The following is a 26,335-nucleotide window of genomic DNA, read 5'->3' as shown; positions in this document are numbered from 1 at the left end:
GACACATGCGAGGAAACCACTTCATCCGCCGCCTGCGCACCGCATGGGGGGACGTGCTGTCGGACGAGCGCGGCGACGTTCCGGGCTGGGTGCTCATCACCTTGATGACCGCTGGGTTGGTCGTCGTGATCTGGGCACTCGCAGGCCCCGCTCTCGCGCAGCTGTTCGAGCAGGCGATCTCCCGCGTCTCCGGGCTGTGACGCATGCGCCGACTGCGCGATGTCGTCGGGCGTGCCGTGCGCGGTGCGCTCGCTGACGACGCGGGTTCCAGCCCCGTCGAGTTCGTCCTGGTGGGGGCGTTGCTGACCCTGCTCACACTCGCGGTCATCCAACTCGCCCTCGGCGTCTATGTCCGCAACGTGGTCCACGACGCTGCCGTCGAGGGTGCGTTTCACGCGGCGCTCGCCGACACGAGTCTGGCCGAGGGCGCCGAGCGCACGCGGGGGCTGGTCGCCCGGGCGGTGGGGGAGTCCTATGCGGACGACATCGCCGTGCGTGAGACGGATGCGGCGGGAAGCCCCGCGGTGCGGGTCACCATCCGCACGACGTTGCCCCTGCTCGGACTTCTGGGGATCGAGCGTGCGCTGGAGGTGAGCGCTCTTGCCCCGGTCGAATCTCTGGAGTGAGGTGAGAGTGCGCGCCGCCGACGATAAGGGCTCGGCCGCGCTCGAGTTCATCTTCGTGGGACTGCTCCTGCTGGTACCCATCGTGTACCTCGTCGTTGCCCTCGGCATGATCCAGGGGCAGAGCCTCGGCGCCGAGTCGGGCGCCCGGCACATCGCCCGCGCGGTGGCGACGGCCGAGGGGGCGGATGCGGCGGACACCCGGGCCTCGGCGATCCTCGCGACCGTCGTCACCGAGTACGGCATCGATCCGGATCGCGCCGATGTCGACGTGTCGTGCCGGGACGCGCCATCCGCGTGCCCGGAGGCGGGGGCCACCGTCGTGGTGACGGTACGGACGGAGGTGTCGCTGCCCCTCGTTCCTCCCGTGCTGGGACTGGACCGGATCGCCCGAATCCCGATCGAGGCATCGGCGGCCCAGAAGGTGTCGCGGTTCTGGAGCGAGGACTGATGGCGATCCGGCGTGGTGAGGAGGAGGGGAGCGTCCTCCTCCTCACCATCGGCTACGCGGTGCTCGCCCTCGTGCTCGTCCTGGTGTGTGCCAACGCCACGAGCCTGTACCTCGCGCAGAAGCGCCTGGACGCGCTCGCCGATGCGGCCGCGCTCGCCGCCGCCGATGGCTTCACCCTGACCGTGGAGTCGGGGCAGCCGCGCACCGACTTGACGGACGCCGGGGTGTTCGCGCAGGCGACGGACATGGTGGCGGCCGTCGGTGAGGAAGCGACCCTGGTGGCCGCGACGACGCCAGACGGGCTTTCTGCCCGCGTCACGGTCGCCGGCACGTGGCATCCGCCCGTGATCACGATGTTCGTCCCCGGCGGCGTCGCTCTCTCGGCGACGGCCACCAGCCGCAACGCGCTGCGGTGAGGGCGCCGGTGATCCGCCGCTCCCGAGCCGGCCCCCGCCCTATCGCGCCAGGGTGTTCTTGTAGATGTGCTCGGCGAGCATGATCGTCGTCACGTTCGTCGCCACCGATGGCACGACCGGCATGATGGATGCGTCGATCACGCGGATTCCGGCGAGCCCCCGCACGGCACCGCCGCCGTCCACCACGTGCCACGGGTCATCCGGTCCGCCCATCGGCACCGTCGACGTCGGGTGGGCGTAGGAGGCGATCTGCTCATCGATCACTCGGGCGAGCTCCTCATCGGACTCCACCTGCGCGCCGGGTACCATCTCTTCGGAGACAGCCGCGAAGATCTCGTTACGCGCGACCCGACGGCTGAGCTTGACGGCCTCGAGCATGCGGCTGCGATCACGCGGCGTGGACAGCAGATTGAGGTCGATGATGGGCGCTGCCAGCGGCTCGGTGCTCGGCAGGGTCACGGTTCCGAACGACTCCGGCTGGACGAGGGCGACCGCCAGCACGATGGCGCCGCCGGTGGGGCTGTTCGCCGGATCGAAGAGGTGGCTCACCGAGATCTGAAGGTCGAGGTCACCCTCCTCGGCTTCACTGGACTTCACCCACAGCATGGCTCCGAACTGGGGAGTCATCTCGAGGGCGTCGGGCTTCAAGGCGTAGACGTTGTAGTAGAACGGGTGGTCCTGCAGCCGCCGCCCGACGGGCAGATCGGCCACGACGTCGATCCCGAGTCGGGTCAGGTCTTCGGCCGGGCCCACGCCCGAGCGCATCAAGATCGCGGCGCTCCCGTATGTGCCGGCCGAGAGGATGACCTCGCCGGCAGAATAGGCCTGCCCGTCGGAGGTGATCACGCCGGAAGCCGTCGTGCCGTCGAAAACGACGCGATCGATGTGCGTCCTGCCGAGGATCGTCAGATTGGGGCGAGAACGCACGTCGGCGGTCAGATACGTCAGCGCGGTGCTCTGCCGCACCCCGTCGACGATGTTGAGGGGGTTCATCGAGGCCCCGTCCTGGTCGGCGCCGTTGGCATCGCTGACGCGAGCGAAGCCCTCGGCCACGCTCGCGTCGATGAACGCGCGCATGGAGGTGGTGCTCTCGTCGTAGCGGCGCTGCCGAATGGGGAAAGGCCCCGTGCGCCCGCGGAGCGCATCATCCCCGTCCGGGGTGTTCTCCAGAGACTTGTAGGTCTCCAGCACGTCGGCGAACGACCACCCCGCAAGCCCGCGGGCCTCCCACTTCGCGAAGTCGGATGTCCGGGCCCGGAGCGCGACGGCGGCGTTGACAGCAGAGCTGCCGCCGAGCACCTTTCCCCGCGGAATCGCCTGGTTCGGGACGCTTGAATTGTGACGGCCGGTGTAGCCCCAGTCGTGGTCGGCATCGCCGCCGACCATGCTCGCCCTGAGAATGACCTCGGGGTTGCCGTCTGGGGGGTAGGCGGTGCCTGCCTCGATCAACAGCACCGATCGGGAGGGGTCGCTGCTGAGCCGGTTGGCCAGAACAGCGCCTGCCGATCCGCCGCCGACGATGATCACGTCATAGGTGTCGAGAGTCATGGGGTAGTCCTTCCGTAACGTCGGGTCGCTTCTGTGAACCGCGATGTCCAGTTCAACCGAGCGCCGGCCTCCGAGAGAGGCCGCAGCACGCACCGTTCTGCCTAGGTCTGGCAGTGCTACCCACACCGCCCCCTGCCCGCTTTCGCGGTGGATGATGGGCGTATGGCGATCGAAGACGAACTGAGAGAGTTCCTCCACGCGAGCCGGGCGAGGCTCGTCCCCGCCGATGTGGGGCTCGACGACTCGGTGCAGCGCGGCTCCGGTTCCTCCCGTCGCGTCCCGGGCTTGCGGCGTGAAGAGGTCGCGCACCTGGCCGGCGTGAGCGTCGATTACTACTCGCGGATCGAGCAGGGACGCACCCGCCATGTGTCCGACGCCGTGCTCGCCGCGGTGGCGTCCGCCCTGCGCTTGAATCCGATAGAGCGCGAATACCTTTTCGCTCTCGTCGCGCAGAAGAACTATGACCCCCGCAGGTCGGCGCGTGAGGACACCGCCCGCGTGAAGCCGAACGTGCACCGCACGCTGGCCGCCTTCCAAACGTCCCCCGCGGTCGTCATGGGACTGGGGATGAGCATCCTTGCGATGAACCCCCTGGCCCGCTCGCTCTATTTCGATTTCACCAAGGTGCCCTCGCGTGAGCGAAACCTCGCCCGGTGGATCTTCCTGTCGCCCGAGGCGAGAAGTCTCTACGACGACTGGGAGACCGCTGCCTCCGAGGCCGCGGCTGTTCTCCGTGCCGACGCCGGTTCCCACCCCGACAACACCGCTCTGAACGAACTCGTCGGCGAGTTGACGGTGAAGAGCGAAGACTTTCGCCGCGTGTGGGCTGAGTACAGCGTGCATCGCTGCAGTTTCGGGACGATCCGGATGACCCATCCCATCTCCGGGAAGCTCACGATCGAGTACCAGGCCCTCGACGTGCCCGGGGAGAAGGACCAGAAAGTCGTCGTCTACATGGCGCCGGAGGGATCGCCGTCGGAAGACGGCCTCCTGATGCTCGCCAGTTGGGGGGCAGGTCCCGGCGGGGGAGTGGGTGACCGGCGGGAGGAGCCGACTCGTCAGGCGTGAGCGGTGATTCGCCGCACCACGCACGGCTCGCCTGGTGCGCGTTCTCCCCGGGCCGCTCGGCCTGTCCCCGAATGACCGATCACCTTCTCCGAAGCAGCACGACCGCGTCCTCGTGATGTGTGTGCGGCCCCACCGCGGGCCGCCCGCGTGTCTCGGCGATCACAGTCATCCACGCCTCCGGCGGGAGGCTGAGCGCCGCGATCTCCTCGTCGGGGCACAGGAAGAGATGCTCGGCCCCCGCCGGCAGCGATGCACCCGGCGGGGACCCCGCGTGCGACACGATGAGCAGGTGCCCGCCCGGTACGACGCGACCCGCCGCGCGACGCAGGATACCGGTGCGCGCGAGCGCGACCGGCGACTGGAAGAAGCTCGCGGTCACCAGGTCGTAGCCCTCGTCGCTCGTCCACGTGGAGAGGTCGACGGTCGCGAACCTCGCCCGCGGCGAAAGGCCGGCAGCGGATGCGGCGGCCCGCGCGCGGGCCACGGCGGTGGGGGAGATGTCGAGCCCGGCGGCCTCCCATCCGTGCGCGGCGAGCCACAGGACGTCGGACCCTTCTCCGCTGCCGAGGTCGAGGGCGCGCCCGGGCGGGAGGGTGGAGACGATCTGGGCGAGCGTCACGTTGGGCGCCCCCGACCACACCCTCTCGGTGCTCGCGTACCGGTTCTCCCAGAACTCCGCGGGCAGGGCCTCCGGTGTCGTCATGCTGCCACCACCGCCGCGTCGAAGTCGGCGGAGACGAGCGCGGCGTTGACGACCGCGCCGACGGAGGTACCGGCGCCGATGGACAGGGGGACGTTCGCCCCGGCGCTGACCACGTTGCCCGCGGCCCAGATGCGATCGCTGCTGGTCTTGCCCATCGCATCGACGCGCAGGAAGGTGCCCATCGCGTTCTCCTCACGAGTGAGCCCGAGGTGTGACAGCAAGTCGTCGTGCGGGCGGAGCGTGCCGCCGGTGAAGATCGCGTCCACCGCGACCTCCCCACCGTCCTGCGTGCGCACCGCGGAGATCTCCTCCCCGTCGCCGATGATCTCGGTGACGGGCGTGGGGACGAGGACGATGCCGCGCGCGCGGAGGCGCCGCTCGGTCGCAGGGTCGAGGTCGCCGAGGGCGGCGGTGAAGACCGTGACGCGGTCGCTCCACTGCCGCACCAGCTGCGCCTGATGAAGGCTCAGGGGAGAGGTGGCCAGCACGCCGAGGTGTTTGTCGCGCACCTCCCAACCGTGGCAGTAGGGGCAGTGCAGCACCGTGCGCCCCCACCGCTCGGCCAGTCCCGGGATGGCGGGGAGGTCGTCGGTGATCCCCGTCGCGACGATGACCGCACGCGACGCGTGGATGTCGTTTCCGGCGACAGCGACCCTCACCCCGTCCTCGGTCTCATCAACCTGCGTGACGGATGCAGCATGGAACTGCACCCCGTACGCCGAAGCCTCACGGCGTCCGCGCTCGAGGAGCGCCGCGGGATCGGTCCCCTCGTTACCGAGCACCCCGTGCATGTGGGCGGCGAAGCGGTTGCGGGGGCTCCCCGCGTCGATGACCAGCACGCGGCGGCGCGCCCGTCCGAGCATGAGAGCGGCGCTGAGTCCCGCCACGCCGCCGCCGATCACGATGACATCCCACTGGTCGTCTTCCATGCGGCCCACTTTCCGCGCACAATGACGGGAGTGCAAACAGTTTTGCCAAATCAGCAAGGGAGTGCCATGTCGGAGGAACTGCGGCAGGTGGGGGTGCGACTGCGCGACGCGCGCCGCGAACGGGGTTTCACGCTCGAGGAGCTCGCGATGCGCGCCGGGATGTCGACCAGCACGCTGTCGCGGCTGGAGTCGGGGAAGCGGCAGGCGAGCCTCGAGCTGCTGCTTCCGCTGACTCGCCAGCTCGGTATCCGCATCGATGATCTGGTGCGCGCGGAGACCCCCGATCCCCGGGTGCGCCGCCCTGTGATCCGGCGGGACGGGATGATCATCGCCCCGCTGGCCCCTGAGGGCTCACCGATCCACACCTACCGGGTCACCTTCCCGCCCGTGGACGAGCTCCCGGGTCTCCGGGTGCACGACGGATACGAGTGGCTGTATGTGGTCAGTGGAAGGCTCCGGCTGCGTCTGGCCGAGCAGGATCTCATCCTCGCCCGCGGAGAGGCAGCCGAATTCGACACCCGCATCCCGCACGCCCTCTCGGCCGCCGGTTCCCGCCCGGCCGTGGTGATCAGCATCTTCAACGAGGCCGGCGCACGAATGCACACGTACGTGGCGGGCCCGTGACGACAACGGCCTACGCGGCGATCTGGCGGGTTCTCTGAGTCAGCGCTGGCGTGGGACGAACCGCGGCACCCAACGGACGAATCCGGCAGCACCCAGGAAGCCGACAACGCCGACGACGGCGATCGCGACCGGAAGCGAGGCCAGCGCCGTGACGGCGGAGACCATGAGCGGCGCGGCCGCTCCGCCGGCGTCGGTGAGTGTGCGCCACGAGCCGAGGAAGGGCGCCGGGTCAGAGGGTGGGGCGACATCCGCGCCGAGCGTCAGCAGGATTCCACTGGACAGGCCGTTGCCTACGCCCAGGACGGCGCCGAAGAGCCCGAACCACAGCCCCGGCTCGGCGGTGTCGTGCGTGACGGAGAGTGCGAGGAAACCGGCGCCCATGAGCAGCATGGCGGGCAGCGCAGCCCACAGTCGGCCGAACCGGTCCATTACCTGGCCGCTGGCGTAGAAGAGTGCGAAGTCGATGGCGCCCGAGACGCCGACGACGAGAGCGATGGTCTGGGCATCCAGCCCGATCGATACGCCCCACAGGGGAAGTACCACCTGTCGGGCCGAGCGGACGGCGGAGAGGGATGCTGCCGCCAGCCCCAGCCGGCCGAGCACCCGGCGGAAGCGCCACATGGTGCGAAAGACCCCCACGCGCTCCACGACGGGGATGGAGCCGGTGACGGCCTCACCGCTGTCTTCGGTGTCGCGCGAGCCTCGGACGCTCTCGGCGCGCTCCTCGGCGGCGAGCGTCTCTTCCGGGTCTCGCCCGAACAGCACGAGAAGGATCGCAGCGAGGAGCGTGACGGCGAAGAACCAGATGGCGGCGTGCTCGTCGGCGAAGATCGCCAGAAGAGCGGCGGCGACGAACGGGCCGAGGAACATCCCCAGACGAAAGGTGCCCCCGAGGAGCGAGAGGGAACGGGCCCGGAAGACCAGCGGCACGCGCGTGGTCATGAACGAGTGGCGCGCGAGGCCGAACGCCGCCGCGCAGAACCCGATGAGGAAGACGGAAGCGGCGAACAACGCGAGGTTCGGAGCGAGGGCCATGGCGACGATGCCGGCGAGAGCGAGGAATCCGGCGGAGGCCATCGTCGCGCGCTCACCGAACCGGGCGACGGCCCACCCGGCAGGGATGTTGCCGCAGAGCTGACCGACGACCAGGGCGGATGCGACGAGGGCCGCGAGGGCGACGTCGGCGCCGAGGTTGCTCGCGATGACGGGGATCAGGGGGAGAACCGCACCTTCGCCGAGCGCGAAGAGCAGCGTGGGCCCGTAGATCATGGGCGCGAAGCGTCGGAGGACGTGTCGCGGCGAGTCGGTCATCGCTCTCACCCTAGCCAGCGGCGTCATCGCCGCGTGACAGCGGCGACGCATCCGGCGCGTGGGGAGGGACGCAGACGGCGGGCGGTGGTGGGCCGGTCAGCGGTCAAGCGGTCAAGCGGTCAGCCGTCAAGCGGTCAAGCGGTCAGCCGTCAAGCGGTCAAGCGGTCAAGCTCCAGGCGAGGGGATCGAACCGTCGCCGTCCACCGAGGCGCGGAGTGCGGTTCGGATCCACGTGGGCGGGTGGGATGAACCACACCGTTCCCGCACTAGGAGGTGCGCCGGGAGGAGTGTCGATACGGATCTCCCACCCATCGGCATGAACCCGGTGGTGGCACGACGTGCAGAGGAGGATGGCGTTATCGAGGTTCGTCTCCCCGTGGTCTCGCACCCACCATCGGATGTGGTGCGCTTCAGCGAACGCGGGCGGCAGGTGGCACGAGGAGCATCCCCCATCCCGCTCGACCAGAGCCAGGCGCTGCGGGTTCGTGTAGTGGCGCTTCGCGCGCCCCCAGTCGAGGATTTCGCTGTCAGTGCCCAGAACGCACGGGATGATGTCGGCCGCCGCGGCCATGCGGCGCGCGGTGCCCGCGTCGATCGGCGCTTCCATCCCGTCGATCGTGGCCACTCCGGTGCCGGTGCGCACATCCTCGAGAGTCATCCTCACCACCACGGACGTTGACGTGCCGGGGAGTGTGCCGGCGTCGCATCCGATCGCGTGCCGACAGATCGCGCCGAGCGCATCGGCCCGCATCTGCGTCAACGACCGCGTCTCGTCCATGATCACGCCCTCCCTGCCCTGCTCGACGGAGGAACCGGCTCCACTGGCGCCCACTGCGTCGTCGGGCGACGTCGTGCCGTCGTCGTTGTCAGGGTCGGAGGCATTGTGGCCGCGGGACGTGCGGAGCTGGTGCGTGACGATGGCCTCGATCGCGGCGACGACCGGCGCGGCGGATTCGGGGTCGAGCCGTGCCGTCAGTACGGTCATGCCCACCGCGTCTTGAGTGATCTTCAAGGAACGCTCGCCATGCTGCTCGGCGATCCGCGGCTCGAGCCCGTCCGGGTCGAGGTGCGCTTCGGCCCGGCGCAGCACGGAAAGCAGCTCGTCGTATGTCAGGAGCGGCGCCTGCTGGGCCAGCGTCCGCTCGGCGTGATCACGGGTCGTCACGTCGACGCGCAGCGAGACGCGGTCGAGCATCGTCGTGATCGCGGATGCGGCGGCGACACTGATGTGCCCCGCGTCCAGCGCTGCCGCGACGTGCGGATGCTTCGCGGGTAGGGGCTCGCCGGACAGGGAGAGCCGGGGTGCCGTGGCCTGACCCACTTGGATGAGTCGTGCCGCGTCGGCGGTGTGGCCGCCCGTGGCCTCGGCTATCAGCTTCGCCGGGGTGCGGAAGCCGTTCTTCCGCGCCAATCCTTCGCTCCCGAGTTCCGGACGGGACCGCGCGGCAAGTTCTGCCGCCACGCGGGCGTGCAGCCCGTCCACCCGGCGACGGAGGTCGGCCAGGCGCTCGTTCACGAGCTTGACTCTCGCATCCGAAAGCGTCGTCGCATCCGCTGCGTCATCCCACGCCGCATCCAGCGCGGTGAGCGCTTCGGCGATGGCAGTGGTGGGGCTGGTCATGACTTCATCGTCCCACCACCCTCCGACATTTGTTCGAGGCTCGGAGAGGTCGCGAGCTCCCCCCGAGCGCGTCGGGAGGAGATGTGCACGGGGGAGGCGGTTCTGGCCTTATCGGCCCTCCCGAAGCGCCATTTCCTCCCGAAATGTCCCTACCGCGACCGTGGTCGGGGCGGAGATGCGGACCCGGAGGAGCGCACCGGCCGGCATGACAGGAGGAGTGCGCCCGCGCGCCATCCTCCTCCCCGGACGCCCGCGCGCCATCCCCCTCCACCAGACGCGGGCGCGGCAGGCGCCGCCGCGACGGCGGTAGGCTGAACTGCCATGCTCGAATTCGATCCGTCCGCCGACATCCAGGCCCTGCGCTCCACCTTCCGCGACATCAAGTCGGTCGTCGACGTGGAGGGGCTCGCCACAGAGATCGCCCGTCTGAGCGAGGAAGCCGGCGCGCCAGACCTCTGGGACGACGTCGACAAGGCGCAGAAGGTCACCAGCGCACTGAGTCACCGCCAGACGGAGCTGCGCCGCATCACCGAGATCGAACAGCGACTGGATGACCTCGATGTCATGGTCGAACTCGCGCACGAGATGGACGACGAAGACGCCGCCGAAGAGGCCCGCCGAGAGCTCGCAGAACTCGAGGGCGTCATCGGTCAGCTCGAGGTTCAGACACTGCTGGACGGCGAGTACGACGACCGCGGCGCCGTGGTGACGATCCGTTCCGGTGCCGGCGGCGACGACGCGACCGACTTCGCCGAGATGCTCATGCGCATGTATCTGCGCTGGGCCGAGCGCCACAAGTATCCGGTCAAGGTCATGGACACCTCCTTCGCCGAGGGCGCGGGTATCAAGTCCGCGACGTTCGAGGTGGATGCCCCCTACGCCTACGGCACCCTTTCCGTCGAGGCCGGAACCCACCGCCTGGCCCGCATCAGCCCGTTCGGGTCGGCCGACAAGCGGCAGACGAGCTTCGCCGCCGTCGAGGTCATCCCGGTGATGGAAGAAGCCGTGGAGGTCGAAATCCCGGAGAACGACCTGCGCGTCGATGTCTTCCGCTCCTCGGGCCCGGGCGGACAGTCGGTCAACACCACCGACTCGGCCGTGCGCCTCACCCACCTCCCGACCGGCATCGTCGTGTCCATGCAGAACGAGAAGTCGCAGATCCAGAACCGCGCGGCGGCTATGCGCGTTCTGCAGACACGACTGATGCTCCTCCAGCGCGAAGAGGAAGCGGCCAAGAAGAAGGAGCTCGCCGGCACGATCACGGCCAGCTGGGGCGATCAGATGCGCTCCTACTTCCTCTACGGCCAGCAGCTCGTGAAAGACCTCCGTACGGGCTACGAAGTGGGCAACCCCGCGTCCGTCTTCGACGGCGACCTCGACGGCCTGATCGCCGCGGGGATCCGCTGGCGCAAGCGCAAGCTCGACGACTGATCCACCCGACCGGCCTGAATCGGCCGCTCATTCTGCGGAGGTCGCAGCCGGTTCACGCAAGTGGGCCCGGGCGGCGCGTCACGGCGAGCGGTCGCGGACCGGCGCTTAGGCTCAATGCGCCATGATCCGGTTCGAAAATGTCAGCAAACGGTACCGCGGCACCTCCAAACCCGCTCTGGATGCAGTGGACTTCGAGGTGCAGCGTGGCGAGTTCGTCTTCCTCGTCGGCGCCTCCGGGTCCGGCAAGTCGTCGTGCCTGCGCCTCATCCTCCGCGAGGAGACCCCGAGCAGCGGGCGGGTGGTGGTGCTGGGCCGCGACCTGCGCACCCTGCCGAACCGGAAGGTGCCCTACTTCCGCCGCCACGTCGGGGCGGTCTTCCAGGACTTCCGGCTTCTCCCTACCAAGACGGTGTTCCAGAACGTCGCCTTCACGCTGCAGGTGACCGGCGCATCCCGCGGCTTCATCCACCAAGCCGTGCCCGAGGTCCTGAACCTCGTCGGACTCGGCGGCAAGGAGAAGCGGCTGCCGCACGAGCTGTCGGGCGGTGAGCAGCAACGCGTCGCGATCGCACGCGCCCTCGTGAACCGCCCCCAGGTGCTGCTGGCTGACGAGCCGACGGGAAACCTCGATCCGGGAACCTCCATCGACATCATGCAGTTGCTCGCCCGCATCAATGCCGGCGGCACGACCGTGGTGATGGCCACGCACGAGGCCGGGTTCGTCGACCAGATGCAGCGGCGCGTCATCGAACTGCAGAACGGCCAGATGATGCGCGACGAGCGTCACGGCGGATACGGCGATACGTCCGGACTGCCGCGCCTCACGCCCGAGGTAGAGCGGGGCGCCGCCGCCGTCGCGGCCCTGACCGCTGTGCTCGAGGTGCAGCGCGAGGTCGCCCACGTCGCGCCCGCCGCCGCAGTCGCCCTGGATGCTGCCGCCGATGAGCTCGCACCGGCCGCCGCCGAAGCGCTCGGCGCCGCCGCCGCGCCGGATGCGCCCATCCTTCACGCCCGCGCCGCCGAGGCCGATGCTCCGTCCGTGTGGCCGCCCGAGCCGGATGCTCCGTCCGTGTGGCCCGCCGAGGCGACCGCACCCGAACGCGCGCCTTCGCCGCCGGTCCGCGCCCCCCACTCAGCAACGGCCGAGCCCGCCGTCGCTGCCATGGGCGGAGCGACGATCACCGCGTCCGCGGTGTCCGCGCCGGCAGCATCCGAAAGCCATGTTCCGGTGCCGCCGGAAGAGGCGGCCGTCCGCCCCGAGGAACTGTCGACCCACACGCGGCCCGTCGCGATCGATCTTCCGCCGGTCGACATCGACGAGCTGGGGCTCGCCGATCGTCTCGGCCTCGACGACGGTAACGACGAAGTGGGGCCCACCTCGTGAGACTCGGACTCATCCTGTCCGAGGCCTTCTCGGGCCTCCGCCGCAACGCCTCGATGGTCATCTCCGTCGTGCTCGTGACCTTCGTGTCGCTCACCTTCGTCGGTGCCGCGATGCTCATGCAGATGCAGATCGGTCAGATGCGCGACTTCTGGGTCGATCGCGCGCAGGTCGCCGTCCACATGTGCACCAGCGTCTCGGACTCGGAGACGTGTGTGAACGGTGTGGCCACGGAAGAGCAGATCGAGCAGGTGCGTGGCAGCCTCGACGGCGAGGCGCTGGCTCCCCTCATCCGGGACTATCGCTTCGTCACGAGCGAAGACGCGTACGAGGACGCCCTGGAGCAGCTCGGCGAGGACTACGCCGACATCCTCACCGCCGACCAGATCAACGCCAGCTTCTTCATCAACCTCGTCGATCAGAGTCAATCCGAGGTGATCGCCGAGGCCTTCGGCGGGATGGACGGCGTCGAAGAGGTGCAGGACCAGATGCAGTACCTCGAGCCGCTCTTCTCCGCGCTCACCGTCGCGACGTACATCGCGGTCGGGATCGCGGCGTTGATGCTCGTGGCAGCGGTGCTTCTCATCGGCACGACGATCCGTCTGTCGGCCTTCGCGCGCAGGCGGGAGATCGGCATCATGCGGCTGGTCGGCGCATCCAATCGCTTCATCCAGACCCCGTTCGTCCTCGAGGGGGTTCTGGCAGCGCTGATCGGGTCTGCCCTCGCAAGCACCGCAGTGTGGGCGATCGTGAACTTCGGCGTCGACGACTACCTCCGCAGCCGCATCACGTTCGTCTCGACCTGGGTCGGCCCCGCCGAGATCGCGATCGTCGTCCCGGTCATCGTGCTCATCGGGGTGGTGCTGGCAGCCTTGTCGGCCGGATTCGCGATCCGCCGCTGGCTGCGGACGTAGCGGAGCCCGCGGCACCGACCTCACGGGCGGCGCCGGCCTTGTAGACTGAACGGCTGCGTGTGCCTGGGATCCGAGGGAGGTGGGACATGCCTCGCGAAAAGGGCGAAAAAGTCATCGCCACCAACCGTCGTGCCCGTCACGACTACGCCATCGAGAAGACCTATGAGGCCGGCCTCGTCCTCACCGGCACCGAGGTGAAGTCTCTCCGGCAGGGGCGCGCGAACCTCACCGACGGCTACGCCTACATCGACGGTGGTCAGGCTTTCCTCGACGCCGTGCACATCCCCGAGTACTCGCAGGGGCACTGGACCAACCACGCCACCAAGCGCACCCGAAAACTGCTGCTGCACAAGGACGAGATCGTCAAGATATCTCACGCCGTGTCGGCGGGCGGCTACACGCTCGTGCCGTTGCGGCTGTACTTCTCCGACGGACGCGCGAAGGTCGAGATCGCGGTCGCCAAGGGTAAGCGCGAGTTCGAGAAGCGCCAGACGATCCGCGAGCGCGAAGACAAGCGCGAGGCTGAGCGCGCCATGCGGTCGCGCAACCGCCTCGGCGACTGAGCGGTCAGCGCGCGAGAAACCGTGCTTCCACGGCGGCGCTGACCACGATGTCGGCCGGCTGCAACGCCAGGCCCGCACCCGACGCATCCGCCGCCGCCATCGCGCGCATCATCACCGGGCCTCGCTCGGGATGCGGCAGCAGCAGCCCCGCGTCGGCCATCTCCAGCGGCGTCACCGACTCCAGACCCAGGGCCTCCGCGTAGGCGCGGGCGCGGTCGACGGCAACCTGAACAGCCTCGGCCCCCACCTCACGCTCGATTTCTGCGCGGGTGGCGGGGGAGAGCTCCCAGCGGACGTCGGTCACCTGCACCGCATCCGTCTCGGCCACCTCACCGATCCACCACGACAGCGCCACGAAGTCTCCGAAGGTCGCGGTGATGTCGATCGACGCATGGTGCACCGGGGGAAGCTGACGCCCCTCCGCGTTCCACGGCCGCTCCGACCACGCCGACACCCGACCGCTCGACCACTCCACCACTTCGCCCGACCGCTGATGGGCGACCAGGTCGTCGCGGAGGGGTTCGGCGAGTGTCGTCACCCGCTCGACGACCGGCCCGCGCTCGGGCCCGTCCCGCCGGACTGAAAGACTGACGATGGCGTGCTCGGGCGCGACACGCCGCTCCTGCTCGCCTCGGACGGTGACCACGACCTCGCTCATGCCGCGAGCATACGGCGCTCTCCGGGCCGTCACGCAGACGGCGGGCCGACGACATCCTCCGTCTCAGCCTTCGTCTGCGCAAAGAGGATCGCGCCGCCCGTGAACAGGTAGGTGGTTCCGTACCCGTCGGCGTCTTGCACCCAGTAGTCGGTCTTGTGCGTCAGATACACGCCGCGCTCGTCCTCCTCGGTGAACCACGCCGTGTCGGTCTCGGCGGTCCGCTCGGCGATGAGGGCTGCCCACACCTCCGCCGTGGCCGGAGCCCATCCGTAGAGGAGCACGTTGTCGGTGCCGACGGTGGGGTCCACCGCCCACCAGCACTGGATGCCGTCGGTGAAGAGCGTCTCGGGGTCCTCCACGCGTGCCGGAAGCCAGTCGGTGCTGAACGCCGGATGCATGATGTTCTCGCACGTCGGCTCCTGCCAGCCGGCTGGGGCGGGCGGCTCACTCGGTGCGGGCGAGGGGGTCCGCGAGGCCGAGGGCGACTCCACAGCCCCCGACGACGACGAAGTCGGTGACGCGGCCGGCGCCACCACGGGCGACCACCCGAACGTGAGAACGAGAGCGATGACCAGGACCGTGCCGACGGCCATGGTTCCCACGATGATCCACACCCACCGCTTCTCCATGGGCTGATCATAGGGTTCGGCGAGAACCGCTCGGGAATGGCTTGGCCGCCGCATCCGTTGTACTCTGTAACGCTCGGGTGCTTCGGCAGCCGGCGACAATTCCACAGAGTGACAGTGGCCCCTCCACACGGAGGATCACGGGGATGATCGGTTTCGACATCGCCTGTGAATTCGCGAGAAGCGGGCCGAGGATACAGGGTTATCTCGTAAACGCTCCCTGTAAAACAATAAGTGCTGAAACTAACCGCACTGAGTTCGCCCTCGCTGCCTAAGCGAGCCTGAACTCCGTCAGACCGTAGGCGTCCCCGCTACGGATCCTGGCGTCATCTAGGGGACTTGCTGAGCGGTGGCGTCTGGACGCCGCTCGGGACTCTTCCCAGGCTGGGCTCGTCGACTTAGGTGTCTGTGACAAAGGTCGGAGCCGAGCAGAACGTCTGCACAGACTGCGCCCGGAGAAGACGCGATATCTCAGCGATGGACGGGGGTTCGATTCCCCCCATCTCCACCAGCCGCTGTCACCGAACAAGGCCCGAGAGCCGCGGAGTATCGCGGATCTCGGGCCTTTGTTTGTCCTCGATGAGGCACCACGACACGGAATCGCCGGGATGCTGCTGCCGCTGGGACGAGCGAACATGAGCCGGTCGCTGAGCGATCGGCGTACGTGCCGAGCGTCATCGCGGCCGTCCGCACGCGAGCGCTGAATTTCGGGGCCCGTACCGCGTTCCCACCTCGCCTTGGTCGATAGCGTCGGCCTCTCACCCGATCATGCGAGCCGCGGGGTGAGGCCGTCGACGATGATGTCGAGCATGCGGGTGAGCTGCGCAGCTTGCGAGGGGGCGCCCGCGACGGAGAGGGCGCCGGCCAGGAGTGCCCCCAGGTCGACCGGGTCGACACCCGCGCGCAGCTCGCCCGTCGCGATGCCGGCCTCGAGCAGCATCCCGATCACTTGCTGGACCTCGTCGCACACCGGGCCGCTGCCGAAGCGGCCGGTGGCACTCATCGCGACGAGGGCCTCGCCCACGCCGCGTCGCTCGCGCGCCCACTCGGCGAAGCGCAGCATCCATGCCAGGAGCGCGCGGGCGGGCCGCTCGGCGGCGAGCAGTGCCGTCGCGTCGTCACGCAGCGTGCGCACCTGATCGCGGTAGACCTCCTCGACGAGGTCCTCCTTTGTGGGGAAGTGTCGGTACAGGGTGCCGATACCCACCCCCGCCCGCCTCGCGATGGAGTCCAGCGACACGGTCTTTTCCACCGCGAACACATCAGCGGCCGCTGACAACAGGCGATCGCGGTTGCGTCGGGCGTCGACGCGGAGGATGGGCGGCGTGGCGGTCATGGGTGCTCCCGAATGCAGGGAAAAGCGGAGTGCTCTCCGGATCAGTGTACAGTGGCGTAACCGGAGGGTCCTCCGATTGAGGGCGGCCCCACGACGAGAGGAAAGCTCATGCCCACCGCTTTGATCACCGGCGGCACCACCGGCATCGGCCGGGCGACCGCCGAGCTCCTGCGCGGACGCGGCTACCAGGTGGCCGTCACCGGCCAGAACCCCGAATCGGTCACATCCGCCCGCGCCGCGCTCGGCGACGACGTGCTCGTCCTCCGCTCCGACAGCGGCTCCGTCGCAGACATCGACGAGCTCGTCGGCGCCGTGGGGGAGCGATTCGGATCGCTCGACCTGCTGTTCCTCAACGCCGGGGTCTTCCGGCCGGCGCCGGTGACTGACGTCACGGAGTCGGAGTTCGACGCCCAGGCCGATATCAACTTCAAGGGGCAGTTCTTCGCACTGCAGCGGGCGCTGCCGATCCTCAGCGACGGTGCATCGGTCGTCATGACGGTCGGCCTCGGCGCGAGCCGCGGCAGCGCCGGAGCCACGCTCGGAGCGGGAACGCGTGGCGCGATGCTCGCGATGCTTCCCTCACTCGCGGTCGAGCTCGCACCCCGCCGCATCCGCGTGAACGCCGTGAGCCCCGGCATGACCGACACGCCACTGCTGGACAAGCTCGGCCTGCCGCAGAGCGCGCGCGACGCCATCGCGGCGCAGATCCCGCTCGGACGGTTCGCGACCGCCCGCGACATCGCCGAGACAGTGGCCTTCCTGGCCTCCGATGCCGCCGCCTACATCACCGGGCAGGAGATAACCGTCGCCGGTGGCCACGGGCTGAGCGCCTGAACCCGATTCCCCCGCACGCCCACCTCCAATTGCCCTCCGACCCTCTGAGGAGACCGACATCACTCTCACTCTCGACACCTACCGTCAGCTCGGCCGATCGGGACTGCGCGTCTCGCCGCTCGCGCTCGGCGCCGCCACCTTCGGCAACGAGCTCGGCTGGGGCTCCGACGTCGACGAGGCCCGTCGGATCTTCGACCACTACGTCGCATCGGGCGGCAACTTCATCGACACTGCCGTCACCTACGGCACGTCCGAGCGCGTCGTGGGTGAATTCACCCGGGGCCACCGCGACAGCCTGGTGATCGCGACCAAGTACTCCACGCTGCGGGATCCCCGCGACCCGAACTCCGGTGGGGCCAGCCGCAAGAGCCTGCTGGGCGCACTGGAGACGAGCCTGCGCGAACTCGGCACCGACTACGTCGACGTGCTCTACCTCCACGTGTGGGACGAGTCCACCCCCGTGGAGGAGATCATGCGCGGCCTGGACGACGTTGTGCGGCAGGGCAAGGTCCGCTACATCGGCATTTCGAACACGCCGGCCTGGCAGATCGCACGGATGCAGACGATCGCAGACCTGCGCGGCTGGTCGCCGCTGGTCGCATTGCAGATGGAATACAGCCTGGTGGAGCGATCCGCCGAGCGCGATCTGCTGCCGATGGCTCAGCAGCTCGGCATCGCGCCGGTGCTGTGGTCGCCGCTGGCCGGCGGCGTCCTCTCCGGCAAGTACACCCGCGACGGCCTCGCCGGCGGGTCAGAACCCGCAAGCTCACGCGGGAGCCTCAACGTTGCGTTGGGGAGCATCAACGATCGCAACCACGACATCGTCGACGTCGTGCGCAACGTCGCCGCGGAGCTCGGACGTACGCCCGCGCAGATCGCCCTGGCATGGAGCCTGCACAACCCCGCGGTGACGGCCCCCGTGCTCGGCACGCGCACCTTCGCGCAGCTCGAAGACAACCTGGGCGCTCTTGAGGTCACCCTCTCGACGGAGCACATGGCCCGGCTCGACGAGATCAGCGCGATCGACCTCGGCTTCCCGCACGCGATGCTGGCCAGCGACCACATCCGGGTGCAGACGCGCGGTGATCTGAAGATCCAGCCGCGTCGCTGACGGGCACCTGAAGCGACCCCGAGGCCCGGGGACGCAGGGTGGGCCCGTGCCCCGGGCCGCTTCCGCCAAAGCGTCCAGTGCTCGGCCCGACGAGCCGACACTCGCGGGCGTTCGGTGAGGGATCCGCCTGCGGGCCACGCGGTCAATGCCGTGGGTTCGAAAGAGTCCTACCCTCGGCGGGTTCGGCCGGATGGCCGGGGATCACAGCCGCGCTGTCACGGTGATCGCCTGGATGGTGCTCTCAAGGTGACCGGAGCCGAATTTTGCTACCAGCGCCTGCGCCGCGTCTTCCGTAGCTGATTGCAGACCGTCGGCTTCCCGCGATTCGATCTCGGCGCGCACCGGGGTGCCTTGGCACACTCCGACCGCCGCGTCGTGCGCGGCGTCGGCTCGACTGGGGAGGGTCACCGTTTCGGCGACGACCTCAGAAAAGCCGGATTCGATCAGTTCTGAGCGGATCAAGTCAACGTCGAAGTATCCAAACGGGACTCGTTCGATGAAGGACGGAGGATCGTCGGGATACCGTGCTGTCAACGCTTCCGCGATGATGCGGGTGACATCGTTGGCCGCAAGGCGGTCCCAGACCGTGAATATGAAAACGCCTTCGCTGGCCAACACGCGCGCTGCTTCTTGATACGCCCGTGTTCTCTCCGGGAAGAACATCACCCCGAACTGGCAGGCAACGACATCGAAGGTGTCCCGGTCAAAGGGCAGTGTCATGGCGTCGCACTGCGCCCAGCTGGCGTGGCCGAATCCTCGCGTGGTAGTGGCGACGTCGATCATCGCTTGATTCAGATCCGTGGCCATGATGGTCGTGCCCTCTCCGAGCATCCGTTCGAGTTCGCGGGTCACGACCCCGGTACCGGCCGCGGTCTCGAGCAGCCGCCGCGGCGCAAGCGGTGCGATGCGTTTTGCGATGTCAACCGCGTACGGCTCGAAGAGCAACGGCGTCAGGTAACGCTCGTAGAGGACCGGGATGGAGCCCTCGAACGCGGAATTAGAACTCGGCATGATCACTCCTCATCCAAGGAAGGTTCGGCTCCGTGCCGGCGACGGCGGGTACGCACAGTATGCGCGTCCTTGGAGAGATGGCACGAGGGACGAGACTCTTTCGGGACAGTTCAGGCCGTCGCTTATGTCGCGTCTATCCATGCGAGCCGGTCAGGCTGCCCGAAAGCCGGTCCGTAATCGATCGTTTCTGGGCGAGATGAGCCTGCGCAGGAAGGCCCAGCTCGGGCTGTGAGCATCATGCGCACTCACCCGACGGCTATCCGGCTACCAAGGGTGCGGTCGCCTGAGTGCCGTCCTCGTTAGCGATGGGGCGCGGAGAACGCCCCGCGCACCGTCGCTACGAGAGCGCTCTTGCGGCGTGCGTGCACCGTTCCGGGTTCGTCCGCGCTGGCTGCCACGAGCGCGCTGGCCGGCGACCAAGCCATCGACATGGCTGTAACGATCGAGAGGATGTCGTCGGCGTCGAGCGAGGGGTCGATGCTGCCGGACCTCTGGCCTTGCCGGATCGCATCGGTCTTTCCCCGGTTGTGGTCGTTGCCGTCGTTGTAGAGGTCGCCGACGGGGTGGCGTTCAAGGCGTGCCCAGGTGGTGAGTCGGACGATTTCCGGGTGGGCGAGGTACGCGTCGTACAACTCTGTCGCATAGCCCGGCAGGTCGTCTCCGCGAAGCGGAACGGAATTGATCATCCAACCGATGTGCTCGGCATAGACCGCGTCGAAGAGCGCGTCCTTGTTGCCGAAGTAGCTGTACATCTGGCCCTTGTTGGAGTTTGCGGCGGCAGCGATCCGGTCCACCCGCGCCCCGGCGATCCCGTAGTGGGCGAATTCCGTGGAGGCGGCGTCGAGGATGCGCCGCATGGTGGCTTCGCCCTTGCTCGTCGTCGTCATCTCTTAAGCATAACTACCAACTAGTCCGTTTGACATCACTGACGCTTAGAGTTGCCGTCACGTACGGACCAGTTAGTATTTTTAGGAGTTGGGAAGATCATGAAGACCGTTCTTATTACCGGCGCAGGCAGCGGCTTCGGCCGCCTGACCGCACTCGACCTTGCGCGCCTCGGATATCGGGTGATTGCCGGCGTGCAGATCTGGCCGCAGGCCTGGCAGCTGCGTCAGGAGATCGCGGCAGCAGGTCTGGAAAATATCGAGGTCATCAAGCTCGACCTGTTCGACGAGATCGATGTCGCTCACGCCCTTCGCTACGACATCGACGTTTTGTTCAACAACGCCGGCGTCGCCCACAGCGGAACGCTGACGGACCTCCCGATGTCCCGCCTTCGGGCGAATTTCGAGTCGAACGTGTTCGCCCCGATGGAACTGACCAAGGGCTTCATCCGGCAGATGGCCGCGCGGGGCAGTGGAAAGATCGTGTTCAACTCCTCTGACGCGGGTCTGCAGACTCCACCCTCCGGAGGCGCGTACAGCGCGACGAAGTACGCCATTGAAGCAATTGCCGCGACCCTGCGCGAGGAGCTGAAGCCCATCGGCATCACCGTGGCGACCGTGCAGCCCGGGTTCTATCTGACCGGCTTCAACGACACCGCACTCGAAGCGTCGACTTACTGGTACGACCCGGAGACGGCCATCCTGCCGGGGTGGGAACCGCCGTTCACCCTGGTCGGGCAGGAAGACCCGCAGAACATGGTCGACGTGATCGTCAAGGTCATCACCGGCGAGATCACCACATACCGCAACGTGTTCCCGCCGTCGATGGAGCACGAGACCCGTGAAGCGCAGGCCGCCGAATGGGACCTCACGGTCTAACCACACACCATCCTCCGCCTCGGCCTGGATTGGTCCAGGGCGAGGCGCGAGGCAAGCGGCACGAGGAGAAATCATGCCCAGCACTACTGAAATCCTGAGCGCGCTGAACATCAGCCGTGATTCCACGGCCTGGCAGCGCACTGTCGACATCACCACCATCGGTGCCCGGTCAGGGAAGCCTCGCCGGATCGAGATCTGGTTCCATCGCGTCTATGGCCGGTGGTACCTCAGCAGCACCCCCGCACGCCGCGACTGGTACTCGAACCTGCTCGGCAACCCCGAGTTCGTCTTCCATCTCAAACACGGCATTCGAGCCGACCTCCGGGCGACCGCTCTGCCGATCACCGATCCCGCGCAGAAGCAGCCGATCTTCGAGTACATCGTCGACGACTTCAACCAACCCCACAATCCCGCCATCGTTCGACAGCCCCAGCACGTCGAGGACTGGATGGCCGGGAGCCCGCTCGTGGAAATTGTCTTCTCCGACATCCCTCCATCGACGAAGAACCTTTCGTGACCGCGAAGACGAGTCCGTCGCGCTGCGTACATAGACGCCGCGGCAAGTGAGTCATCCCCCGCCCCGATAGGCGGTCGATCAACGCGACAGCCCACGCGCTGCGACGCTGATCTGTCGGCTCGTTGAACTGGTCGCAACGATCTCCCAGCTGGAGCCAAGCATGCAACGGGCCTACGCGGGGTGTATTGACCCGCTGCCGAGGCGGCGGGACAATGAGCCGCCGACCGACGGGTCACCTTCACCTTCTCGCCTCTCCGATGCATCTGAGCCCGGCGGGCGGCCTCCGTCGAATGAAGGGAAGGCGCCATGCCACAGGGTGATGACGGACCCATCGCAATCGACCAACTCGTCGCGCTGGACGAGGAAGACTGCATCCAAGAGGACCTCCGGCCCTGGGGACACGTAAACGAGTACGCCTATGCATTCCAGTCCGACGAGGCGCCCACCGTGACGACCACCGAGTTCGATGGGGTGTATAGCCTCAGCGGCCGAATCATCCCGGGGGTGCCGATCGTCGATGAGGACGCATCGCATGGCGAGGTGGTCGCCCGGACGCTTGCCGAACGAGTGCGAGCGCGGGAGCTGCGGCACGAGCGCCGGTTGCAAGAGCGTACTCGCGCGGAGAGGGTGGATGGTTCGCGGCCGAGGGGCACCCCGATCGCCTACCTGCCGCGCACCCTTGCAAACGTGCACCTACGCGCCGCTGTCGGCACCTCCGCTCGCGGGGGCACGGTGGACCTGTCGACAGTGGTCGTTAAAACGAAGGATGGCGATGCGCACTCGACAATCATCGACGGTGAGTCTCGCGACTTCCTTCGTCCGACCTTCTACCCGTACACCGCCGTGTGCAAGATCGAGCTGTGGCAGCCCGACGCATCGGGTACCTGGATGAACTCGGGCAGCTACGCGTCGGGCTTTCTCGTCGGCCGTCGCACGCTGATGACCAGCGGGCATTCCTTCGACAGCGTTTCTTTGTCAAGCGGCCAGGTCCGGATACGCGTGATTCCAGCGTGCTGGGCGAATCGACCGGTTTTCGGGCTCGGGCTCATCACATGGGTGAGACGTCGGAGGCGGTGGCACTCCGACTCGGGCAACGATCTGCAGATCTGTCAGCTCGCAGACCCGATCGGGGACTCGATGGGGTTCTTCGGTGCCCGCGTTTACGACTCGGACTGGGAGGGGCAGCGGTCGTGGACGATGGCGGGCTTCCCCTACGACCGGAGCCAGGTCGCGATGTCGGCTCAATTCGGTATCGCCGTGCGCGACGACGACGACGGGGACGACATCAACCTGGACGGCAGCACATTTGACACGACGCAGGTTGAGAACGATGCCGATGAAGCGTCAGGAGCCTCCGGGTCGCCGCTTTTCGGATGGTTCGGGAGGGACAACCCGTGTGCGATTGGTGTCCATTCCGGCTCGCAGACGGACGGCACCATTTCTGGTGACGAGACGTGGGCGTGCGCAGCGGGCGGAGACGCGCTCCCTGCGATCGTCCAGTGGGGACGCCGAAACTGGGACTGACCCCAAATGCCGGGGCAAGCGCGGGCCCGTCGAGGACGTTACTGGGCTACGCGAACATTTGGCGCAGCACGTCGAGGTCGCCAGCGTCGAGCGCCTGCGCGATGACGTCGGCCTCGGCCGGGTCGGGATACAGCGCGCGTAGCTCGTTCGTGAAGATGTCACGCATCTGGTCGACTTCGCCCGCCCAGGCAGCGGCGCTCATCGCTTCGACCGCGAGCTGGTAGGGAATCTGCTGGTAGCCGCCCTCAGCGCTCCGCGGGCTGTAGTACTCCACCCACGGGATCGAACTGTCAGGAGCAAGCAGCAGTACCTCGCCAGGCTGGATGGTGCGCGTGTGATTGAGGGTCGCGATAGTCAGCGCGTTTGCGATGCAGAACCGGTCACCGATCGCATACAGCGCGTCACCGGGCTCGACCGTGTACGTCTTTACGTTGCCTTCAGCGTCCAGGCCCGCCGTCCCCCGTGCAAGCTCGTTGACTCCCCGGTCGATCAGGTCGCCGTTGATGCTGGCGCGTCCGCCGCCCACGTGAAGCCAGCGCGGCTCCTCGCACCCTGCTGGGCTGTTCTCTGGGATCGCCGTGCCGTTGCCGACATACACGTACCCATCGCCCAACTCGCCCAGCATCTTCTCGACCGCGGCGTCATCGTCCGCCACTGAATCCACCTCGGGCGACTCCTCAGTCGGAGTGGAGCTTGCCCATGACGAGACCACGCCAGCCACAGAAGCCACAGCGGGGGCAGCGAGGATGACGAGGCCACCAACGACGAGTACGGCGGCTCCAAGGGTGATCTTGCCGGCGAGGCTCATGTCGCCACCATATTGGGGCTGGCAGTCCGGGTGCCAGCACTGGTGAGCCGCAGGTCAGCGGTAGAACCACACACGTATGCGTCGCGCGTTGGGTCCAACACGCCGGAGCCCAGCCAGTCCCCGTGCGGATGACGGTCGGTCTCCGGGCTCCGCCCGAGAGTCGTACCTGCCGTCCGCGCCTGAACGTGTGCGGAGGAGCCCCGTTGAATCGTCAGTGGAATGACTCGAGGGCGCGCTGGTAGCTGACACTGTCGTTGCGAGTAGCGTCAGTCATCAGCAAAGCGTTGAGGGTGATCTTGCGTGAGTACTCGCCCTCGCACGGGATGGTCACGATCTTGGTCAGACCGGCACGCCATGCGGGGATGAGCGCATCGAGATCCCTGTGCTCCGGCGAATGCATCATCCTCTGCCGCATCGACGAGAGGCGAACGTCCGCCCCGCGGCGAGACCAGTCCTGGTAGCCGTCGTCGAAGATCGCGTCGCCGAATGCGTCCCGCCAAGAGGGGCCGACCATTTCGTGGAGGATCATCTCGCGCTCGGGCGATCGGTTCGCGGTCTGCTGGAGACGCTCGAACTGTCGGGGATCCTGGTCACGGCCAGCGTGCTCCGCCGCTGCGTGCCACAGTGGCGGCCACGCCCTCTCCCACTCGACCCTTTCCGCAGCGGACGGCCCCGCCCCACTCACGCCAGCGGGCGCATCTACGAGCAGAGGCGGGAGGTCCGCCCCTTCCAAGTGCAGGTCGTGGGCCTGGCGGATCCACAGCAACTCCAGCAGCGCGGTGGGCCTGTCCTCGACGGTGATCCCCATGTCGCGCGGCCACGGGTTGCCGGGGATCGGTCTGCTTGATCGCATCAGCCCTCCTGGCTAGTCACCGCAATCATGCCCAGACCTCCGCCCCGCCCGCATCCGGTCGCTGATCGAGCGACGGTTCGATACCAACGAGCTATCCGTTGACGACCGTCAGCGCGCGCGGAAGTGCTCGCGGACGTCGTCGGCTTGCTCGGCCGTCAGGAGCCAGCGTGAGTTCGGCTTGTGATCCGGGTAGTGTCTGCGCAGGTACTGACGCACCCTGTGGCCTGGTTGCTCGCCGTCGTCGTGGCCCAGCTCCGCAGCGAGCTCAACAGCTGTGATGAGTGAGGGCTCACGCACGTGTCCGATGATGACGGGAGTTGCGGAGTTGCCGCCTTCGTACATGACCCACACGCCATCGCCTTCTCCCGGAGCCACGGCGCCTGCGCCGCCCAAGGGGATTAGCAGCTCCGCCCACTGCGCATGGGTACTCACGTCGCGGATCCGGACGTTGACTCTTCCTCGTCTGGTGGGATCCTGACCTGGCCCGACGATTCCACGGTGAAGCGACATGCGCTCAGTATGGCGTGACCCCACGAGCACGAAACCAGGGTCAGCGACCGCTACGGGCGAGTAGCCGGTTCGAGCCCGTTGTTCGATAAGCCCTGCCCGAAGCCCGGTCGTCAAACGGACGCTCCCTGCGCGCTGTGATGCCCCGTGACGTGGTTCCTCGATGGGGAGCCGGGGCGATTCAACGCCCGGGGAGGCGAAGCCTCACCCTGCGGGATGGGCCCCGGCTTGTTCGTGCGCGAGGCGGCGATGCCGCTCTCGAGCGAAATCCTGTGCGCGAGGGCCCGCGCCGAGCGCGCGCTGCGATACCGCGAGCACGATGCGAGTCGCCGTCACGACGGGCAGGACACTGCGACGAACCCCGAGCAATTTGCGGTACGGCCGCGGCAGGCTCGCGACAGCCGCGGCGAACAGCACGCGATAGGCAAGTCGCATCGAGCCGGTGAAGGGCACGTCACGCAAGAACCGCACGACCTCGTCGACGCGCTCGTCGCGGCGGAGCTCCGCACGGTCGAGGAACCCCCGCAGCCTCTCCCTCAGGTGGGCCTCCGTCTCGGGCGGATTCTCCACACGCATGAGACGCCCAGCGGTCGCCCACTCGCGCACGTATCCGTCGGCACCTCCAGGAATCGGACCGCCCCACCGCTCGTGCGCGCCCAGAAACGCTTCTGCGAAGGCGAGGTGCACCCATTCCACGAGACGGGCGTCCGACGCCGAGTAGGCGTGAGCCCCGGCATCCGTCGCGTAGGTTCCCTCGACGCGCTCGTGCAGCCGGCCGACGCGCGCCGTCTCCTGCTTCGCCTGCGTCGTCGAGCCGTACGTGACGCAGATGATCCACCGCACGGTGCCCGTCAGTCGGCCTAGTGGATCCTCTCGGTAGCGCGAGAAGTCGTGAATGCCGGCCATCGCGCCGGGGTGGAGGGCTTGGATGAGCAGCGCTCGGATGCCGGCGACGAAGGTCGCGGTGCCCGCGTGGACCGTCCAGACCGCGCCCCCGTCGGGAAAGTACCCGTCGTCGTCGCCCTCGGCGAGCTCACGCACCCACCGGGGCATGCCGTCCGGATCGCCCGAAAGCGCCGTGAGCAGCCGCGCGCGGAGAGAGGGACCCTTCATGGCTCCAGCGTGCCACGCCCGCTGGGGGACCGGCGCAGGGACGGCCCATCTTGAGCCCACGGGGGGTTCGGCCATCGTGCCAGAAATCTCC

29 protein-coding genes and 1 other RNA gene are annotated in these 26,335 nt (G+C 68.0%); 16 read left to right on the top strand and 14 right to left on the bottom strand.

Features of this window, described 5'->3' with window-relative positions; genetic code table 11:
• The first annotated feature begins 5 nt into the window (after window positions 1-5).
• Genes AC4FS2_RS08025 through AC4FS2_RS08010 form a run of 4 tightly spaced genes read left to right on the top strand, consistent with a single transcriptional unit; the run spans window position 6 to window position 1,490 of the window.
• A complete protein-coding gene (locus tag AC4FS2_RS08025; protein ID WP_491152284.1) occupies window positions 6-200 on the top strand; it encodes a hypothetical protein in 195 nt (64 codons plus the stop codon).
• A gap of 3 nt (window positions 201-203) precedes the next feature.
• Entirely contained in the window at window positions 204-626 is a 423-nt protein-coding gene (locus AC4FS2_RS08020) for a TadE/TadG family type IV pilus assembly protein (protein ID WP_491152285.1), read from the top strand.
• Between the two features lie 7 nt (window positions 627-633).
• A complete protein-coding gene (locus tag AC4FS2_RS08015; RefSeq protein WP_491152287.1) occupies window positions 634-1,074 on the top strand; it encodes a TadE/TadG family type IV pilus assembly protein in 441 nt (146 codons plus the stop codon).
• Window positions 1,074-1,490, top strand: coding sequence for a pilus assembly protein TadG-related protein (locus AC4FS2_RS08010; RefSeq protein WP_491152288.1), 417 nt, complete (start codon window positions 1,074-1,076; stop codon window positions 1,488-1,490). The genes AC4FS2_RS08015 and AC4FS2_RS08010 overlap by 1 nt, the downstream gene beginning before the upstream one ends.
• Window positions 1,491-1,529: 39 nt before the next feature.
• On the opposite strand, the gene AC4FS2_RS08005 is transcribed toward AC4FS2_RS08010, so the two are convergent.
• Window positions 1,530-3,038, bottom strand: coding sequence for a GMC family oxidoreductase (locus AC4FS2_RS08005; protein WP_491152289.1), 1,509 nt, complete (start codon window positions 3,036-3,038; stop codon window positions 1,530-1,532).
• A gap of 162 nt (window positions 3,039-3,200) precedes the next feature.
• Between AC4FS2_RS08005 and AC4FS2_RS08000 the strand changes: the two genes are divergently transcribed.
• On the top strand, window positions 3,201-4,106 hold the full coding sequence (locus tag AC4FS2_RS08000; RefSeq protein ID WP_491152291.1) for a helix-turn-helix domain-containing protein: 906 nt from the start codon (window positions 3,201-3,203) through the stop codon (window positions 4,104-4,106).
• A 79-nt stretch (window positions 4,107-4,185) separates the two neighbouring features.
• Here AC4FS2_RS08000 and AC4FS2_RS07995 read toward each other — a convergent pair whose 3' ends face one another.
• Both AC4FS2_RS07995 and AC4FS2_RS07990 read right to left on the bottom strand, forming a co-directional pair.
• Complete coding sequence (locus AC4FS2_RS07995) at window positions 4,186-4,809, bottom strand: SAM-dependent methyltransferase (RefSeq protein WP_491152292.1); 624 nt, start codon at window positions 4,807-4,809, stop codon at window positions 4,186-4,188.
• The gene (locus AC4FS2_RS07990) at window positions 4,806-5,738 is read right to left on the bottom strand and encodes an NAD(P)/FAD-dependent oxidoreductase (RefSeq protein ID WP_491152294.1); all 933 of its coding nucleotides are present in this window, start codon (window positions 5,736-5,738) and stop codon (window positions 4,806-4,808) included. Before AC4FS2_RS07990 ends, AC4FS2_RS07995 begins: the two co-directional genes overlap by 4 nt.
• Before the next feature lie 66 nt (window positions 5,739-5,804).
• Here AC4FS2_RS07990 and AC4FS2_RS07985 point away from each other — a divergent pair, with 66 nt between their 5' ends.
• Window positions 5,805-6,362, top strand: coding sequence for a helix-turn-helix domain-containing protein (locus tag AC4FS2_RS07985; protein WP_491152296.1), 558 nt, complete (start codon window positions 5,805-5,807; stop codon window positions 6,360-6,362).
• A gap of 39 nt (window positions 6,363-6,401) precedes the next feature.
• Here the strand turns inward: AC4FS2_RS07985 and AC4FS2_RS07980 are convergent, their stop codons facing one another.
• Window positions 6,402-7,673: an MFS transporter gene (locus AC4FS2_RS07980; protein ID WP_491152298.1), complete on the bottom strand. Its 1,272-nt coding sequence runs from the start codon at window positions 7,671-7,673 to the stop codon at window positions 6,402-6,404.
• A 157-nt stretch (window positions 7,674-7,830) separates the two neighbouring features.
• Complete coding sequence (locus AC4FS2_RS07975; protein WP_491152300.1) at window positions 7,831-9,294, bottom strand: HNH endonuclease; 1,464 nt, start codon at window positions 9,292-9,294, stop codon at window positions 7,831-7,833.
• A 321-nt stretch (window positions 9,295-9,615) separates the two neighbouring features.
• On the opposite strand from AC4FS2_RS07975, the gene prfB reads away from it, so the two are divergent.
• The 4 genes from prfB (at window position 9,616) to smpB (ending at window position 13,583) form a co-directional block, all read left to right on the top strand.
• Window positions 9,616-10,725: a peptide chain release factor 2 gene (gene prfB, locus AC4FS2_RS07970; protein ID WP_491152301.1), complete on the top strand. Its 1,110-nt coding sequence runs from the start codon at window positions 9,616-9,618 to the stop codon at window positions 10,723-10,725.
• Between the two features lie 121 nt (window positions 10,726-10,846).
• Window positions 10,847-12,109, top strand: coding sequence for a cell division ATP-binding protein FtsE (ftsE, locus tag AC4FS2_RS07965; RefSeq protein ID WP_491152302.1), 1,263 nt, complete (start codon window positions 10,847-10,849; stop codon window positions 12,107-12,109).
• Window positions 12,106-13,020 carry a permease-like cell division protein FtsX gene (gene ftsX, locus AC4FS2_RS07960; RefSeq protein ID WP_491152304.1) on the top strand — a complete coding sequence of 305 codons (915 nt, stop codon included), beginning with the start codon at window positions 12,106-12,108 and terminating at the stop codon, window positions 13,018-13,020. Before ftsE ends, ftsX begins: the two co-directional genes overlap by 4 nt.
• Before the next feature lie 86 nt (window positions 13,021-13,106).
• A complete protein-coding gene (smpB, locus tag AC4FS2_RS07955; protein ID WP_491152305.1) occupies window positions 13,107-13,583 on the top strand; it encodes an SsrA-binding protein SmpB in 477 nt (158 codons plus the stop codon).
• Window positions 13,584-13,587: 4 nt separating this feature from the next.
• On the opposite strand, the gene AC4FS2_RS07950 is transcribed toward smpB, so the two are convergent.
• On the bottom strand, window positions 13,588-14,241 hold the full coding sequence (locus AC4FS2_RS07950; RefSeq protein ID WP_491152306.1) for an SIMPL domain-containing protein: 654 nt from the start codon (window positions 14,239-14,241) through the stop codon (window positions 13,588-13,590).
• Between the two features lie 29 nt (window positions 14,242-14,270).
• The gene (locus AC4FS2_RS07945) at window positions 14,271-14,870 is read right to left on the bottom strand and encodes a hypothetical protein (protein WP_491152307.1); all 600 of its coding nucleotides are present in this window, start codon (window positions 14,868-14,870) and stop codon (window positions 14,271-14,273) included.
• Between the two features lie 139 nt (window positions 14,871-15,009).
• On the opposite strand from AC4FS2_RS07945, the gene ssrA reads away from it, so the two are divergent.
• Window positions 15,010-15,378: a transfer-messenger RNA gene (ssrA, locus tag AC4FS2_RS07940) on the top strand.
• Between the two features lie 255 nt (window positions 15,379-15,633).
• Here ssrA and AC4FS2_RS07935 read toward each other — a convergent pair.
• Entirely contained in the window at window positions 15,634-16,203 is a 570-nt protein-coding gene (locus AC4FS2_RS07935) for a TetR/AcrR family transcriptional regulator (RefSeq protein WP_491152309.1), read from the bottom strand.
• A 108-nt stretch (window positions 16,204-16,311) separates the two neighbouring features.
• Here AC4FS2_RS07935 and AC4FS2_RS07930 point away from each other — a divergent pair, with 108 nt between their 5' ends.
• On the top strand, window positions 16,312-17,037 hold the full coding sequence (locus AC4FS2_RS07930) for an SDR family oxidoreductase (protein ID WP_491152310.1): 726 nt from the start codon (window positions 16,312-16,314) through the stop codon (window positions 17,035-17,037).
• A gap of 28 nt (window positions 17,038-17,065) precedes the next feature.
• Entirely contained in the window at window positions 17,066-18,148 is a 1,083-nt protein-coding gene (locus tag AC4FS2_RS07925; protein WP_491177812.1) for an aldo/keto reductase, read from the top strand.
• Window positions 18,149-18,349: 201 nt separating this feature from the next.
• On the opposite strand, the gene AC4FS2_RS07920 is transcribed toward AC4FS2_RS07925, so the two are convergent.
• Both AC4FS2_RS07920 and AC4FS2_RS07915 read right to left on the bottom strand, forming a co-directional pair.
• Window positions 18,350-19,159 (bottom strand): class I SAM-dependent methyltransferase, encoded by an 810-nt coding sequence (locus tag AC4FS2_RS07920; RefSeq protein ID WP_491152311.1) that lies wholly within the window; start codon window positions 19,157-19,159, stop codon window positions 18,350-18,352.
• Between the two features lie 299 nt (window positions 19,160-19,458).
• Window positions 19,459-20,046 (bottom strand): TetR/AcrR family transcriptional regulator, encoded by a 588-nt coding sequence (locus tag AC4FS2_RS07915; protein WP_491152312.1) that lies wholly within the window; start codon window positions 20,044-20,046, stop codon window positions 19,459-19,461.
• Between the two features lie 99 nt (window positions 20,047-20,145).
• Here AC4FS2_RS07915 and AC4FS2_RS07910 point away from each other — a divergent pair, with 99 nt between their 5' ends.
• The 3 genes from AC4FS2_RS07910 to AC4FS2_RS07900 all read left to right on the top strand — a co-directional run bounded on the left by AC4FS2_RS07910 (window position 20,146) and on the right by AC4FS2_RS07900 (window position 22,963).
• The gene (locus AC4FS2_RS07910; RefSeq protein ID WP_491152314.1) at window positions 20,146-20,922 is read left to right on the top strand and encodes an SDR family oxidoreductase; all 777 of its coding nucleotides are present in this window, start codon (window positions 20,146-20,148) and stop codon (window positions 20,920-20,922) included.
• A 73-nt stretch (window positions 20,923-20,995) separates the two neighbouring features.
• Window positions 20,996-21,439, top strand: a complete 444-nt coding sequence (locus AC4FS2_RS07905) for a nitroreductase/quinone reductase family protein (protein WP_491152317.1) — start codon at window positions 20,996-20,998, stop codon at window positions 21,437-21,439.
• Window positions 21,440-21,745: 306 nt separating this feature from the next.
• On the top strand, window positions 21,746-22,963 hold the full coding sequence (locus tag AC4FS2_RS07900; RefSeq protein ID WP_491152319.1) for a trypsin-like serine peptidase: 1,218 nt from the start codon (window positions 21,746-21,748) through the stop codon (window positions 22,961-22,963).
• Between the two features lie 46 nt (window positions 22,964-23,009).
• On the opposite strand, the gene AC4FS2_RS07895 is transcribed toward AC4FS2_RS07900, so the two are convergent.
• The 4 genes from AC4FS2_RS07895 to AC4FS2_RS07880 all read right to left on the bottom strand — a co-directional run bounded on the left by AC4FS2_RS07895 (window position 23,010) and on the right by AC4FS2_RS07880 (window position 26,244).
• Window positions 23,010-23,771 carry a hypothetical protein gene (locus tag AC4FS2_RS07895; protein WP_491152321.1) on the bottom strand — a complete coding sequence of 254 codons (762 nt, stop codon included), beginning with the start codon at window positions 23,769-23,771 and terminating at the stop codon, window positions 23,010-23,012.
• Window positions 23,772-23,982: 211 nt separating this feature from the next.
• Complete coding sequence (locus AC4FS2_RS07890; RefSeq protein ID WP_491152323.1) at window positions 23,983-24,624, bottom strand: hypothetical protein; 642 nt, start codon at window positions 24,622-24,624, stop codon at window positions 23,983-23,985.
• Window positions 24,625-24,732: 108 nt separating this feature from the next.
• Window positions 24,733-25,134 carry a phage baseplate assembly protein V gene (locus AC4FS2_RS07885; RefSeq protein ID WP_491152325.1) on the bottom strand — a complete coding sequence of 134 codons (402 nt, stop codon included), beginning with the start codon at window positions 25,132-25,134 and terminating at the stop codon, window positions 24,733-24,735.
• Between the two features lie 201 nt (window positions 25,135-25,335).
• Window positions 25,336-26,244, bottom strand: a complete 909-nt coding sequence (locus tag AC4FS2_RS07880) for an oxygenase MpaB family protein (protein ID WP_491152326.1) — start codon at window positions 26,242-26,244, stop codon at window positions 25,336-25,338.
• Window positions 26,245-26,335: the final 91 nt, after the last annotated feature.

Source organism: Microbacterium sp. Z10_103 (assembly GCF_058310455.1).
Note: the sequence above shows the minus strand (reverse complement) of the source record. Positions and strands in the feature narration are given on the sequence as shown.

Bases quoted from the DNA above. Each gene is read 5' to 3' on its own strand.
- AC4FS2_RS08025 (WP_491152284.1), top strand. From the start codon at position 6: ATGCGAGGAAACCACTTCATCCGCCGCCTGCGCACCGCATGGGGGGAC.
- AC4FS2_RS08020 (WP_491152285.1), top strand. From the start codon at position 204: ATGCGCCGACTGCGCGATGTCGTCGGGCGTGCCGTGCGCGGTGCGCTC.
- AC4FS2_RS08010 (WP_491152288.1), top strand. From the start codon at position 1,074: ATGGCGATCCGGCGTGGTGAGGAGGAGGGGAGCGTCCTCCTCCTCACC.
- AC4FS2_RS08005 (WP_491152289.1), bottom strand. From the start codon at position 3,038: ATGACTCTCGACACCTATGACGTGATCATCGTCGGCGGCGGATCGGCA.
- AC4FS2_RS08000 (WP_491152291.1), top strand. From the start codon at position 3,201: ATGGCGATCGAAGACGAACTGAGAGAGTTCCTCCACGCGAGCCGGGCG.
- AC4FS2_RS07995 (WP_491152292.1), bottom strand. From the start codon at position 4,809: ATGACGACACCGGAGGCCCTGCCCGCGGAGTTCTGGGAGAACCGGTAC.
- AC4FS2_RS07990 (WP_491152294.1), bottom strand. From the start codon at position 5,738: ATGGAAGACGACCAGTGGGATGTCATCGTGATCGGCGGCGGCGTGGCG.
- AC4FS2_RS07985 (WP_491152296.1), top strand. From the start codon at position 5,805: ATGTCGGAGGAACTGCGGCAGGTGGGGGTGCGACTGCGCGACGCGCGC.
- AC4FS2_RS07980 (WP_491152298.1), bottom strand. From the start codon at position 7,673: ATGACCGACTCGCCGCGACACGTCCTCCGACGCTTCGCGCCCATGATC.
- AC4FS2_RS07975 (WP_491152300.1), bottom strand. From the start codon at position 9,294: ATGACCAGCCCCACCACTGCCATCGCCGAAGCGCTCACCGCGCTGGAT.
- prfB (WP_491152301.1), top strand. From the start codon at position 9,616: ATGCTCGAATTCGATCCGTCCGCCGACATCCAGGCCCTGCGCTCCACC.
- ftsE (WP_491152302.1), top strand. From the start codon at position 10,847: ATGATCCGGTTCGAAAATGTCAGCAAACGGTACCGCGGCACCTCCAAA.
- smpB (WP_491152305.1), top strand. From the start codon at position 13,107: ATGCCTCGCGAAAAGGGCGAAAAAGTCATCGCCACCAACCGTCGTGCC.
- AC4FS2_RS07950 (WP_491152306.1), bottom strand. From the start codon at position 14,241: ATGAGCGAGGTCGTGGTCACCGTCCGAGGCGAGCAGGAGCGGCGTGTC.
- AC4FS2_RS07945 (WP_491152307.1), bottom strand. From the start codon at position 14,870: ATGGAGAAGCGGTGGGTGTGGATCATCGTGGGAACCATGGCCGTCGGC.
- AC4FS2_RS07935 (WP_491152309.1), bottom strand. From the start codon at position 16,203: ATGACCGCCACGCCGCCCATCCTCCGCGTCGACGCCCGACGCAACCGC.
- AC4FS2_RS07930 (WP_491152310.1), top strand. From the start codon at position 16,312: ATGCCCACCGCTTTGATCACCGGCGGCACCACCGGCATCGGCCGGGCG.
- AC4FS2_RS07920 (WP_491152311.1), bottom strand. From the start codon at position 19,159: ATGCCGAGTTCTAATTCCGCGTTCGAGGGCTCCATCCCGGTCCTCTAC.
- AC4FS2_RS07915 (WP_491152312.1), bottom strand. From the start codon at position 20,046: ATGACGACGACGAGCAAGGGCGAAGCCACCATGCGGCGCATCCTCGAC.
- AC4FS2_RS07910 (WP_491152314.1), top strand. From the start codon at position 20,146: ATGAAGACCGTTCTTATTACCGGCGCAGGCAGCGGCTTCGGCCGCCTG.
- AC4FS2_RS07905 (WP_491152317.1), top strand. From the start codon at position 20,996: ATGCCCAGCACTACTGAAATCCTGAGCGCGCTGAACATCAGCCGTGAT.
- AC4FS2_RS07900 (WP_491152319.1), top strand. From the start codon at position 21,746: ATGCCACAGGGTGATGACGGACCCATCGCAATCGACCAACTCGTCGCG.
- AC4FS2_RS07895 (WP_491152321.1), bottom strand. From the start codon at position 23,771: ATGAGCCTCGCCGGCAAGATCACCCTTGGAGCCGCCGTACTCGTCGTT.
- AC4FS2_RS07890 (WP_491152323.1), bottom strand. From the start codon at position 24,624: ATGCGATCAAGCAGACCGATCCCCGGCAACCCGTGGCCGCGCGACATG.
- AC4FS2_RS07885 (WP_491152325.1), bottom strand. From the start codon at position 25,134: ATGTCGCTTCACCGTGGAATCGTCGGGCCAGGTCAGGATCCCACCAGA.
- AC4FS2_RS07880 (WP_491152326.1), bottom strand. From the start codon at position 26,244: ATGAAGGGTCCCTCTCTCCGCGCGCGGCTGCTCACGGCGCTTTCGGGC.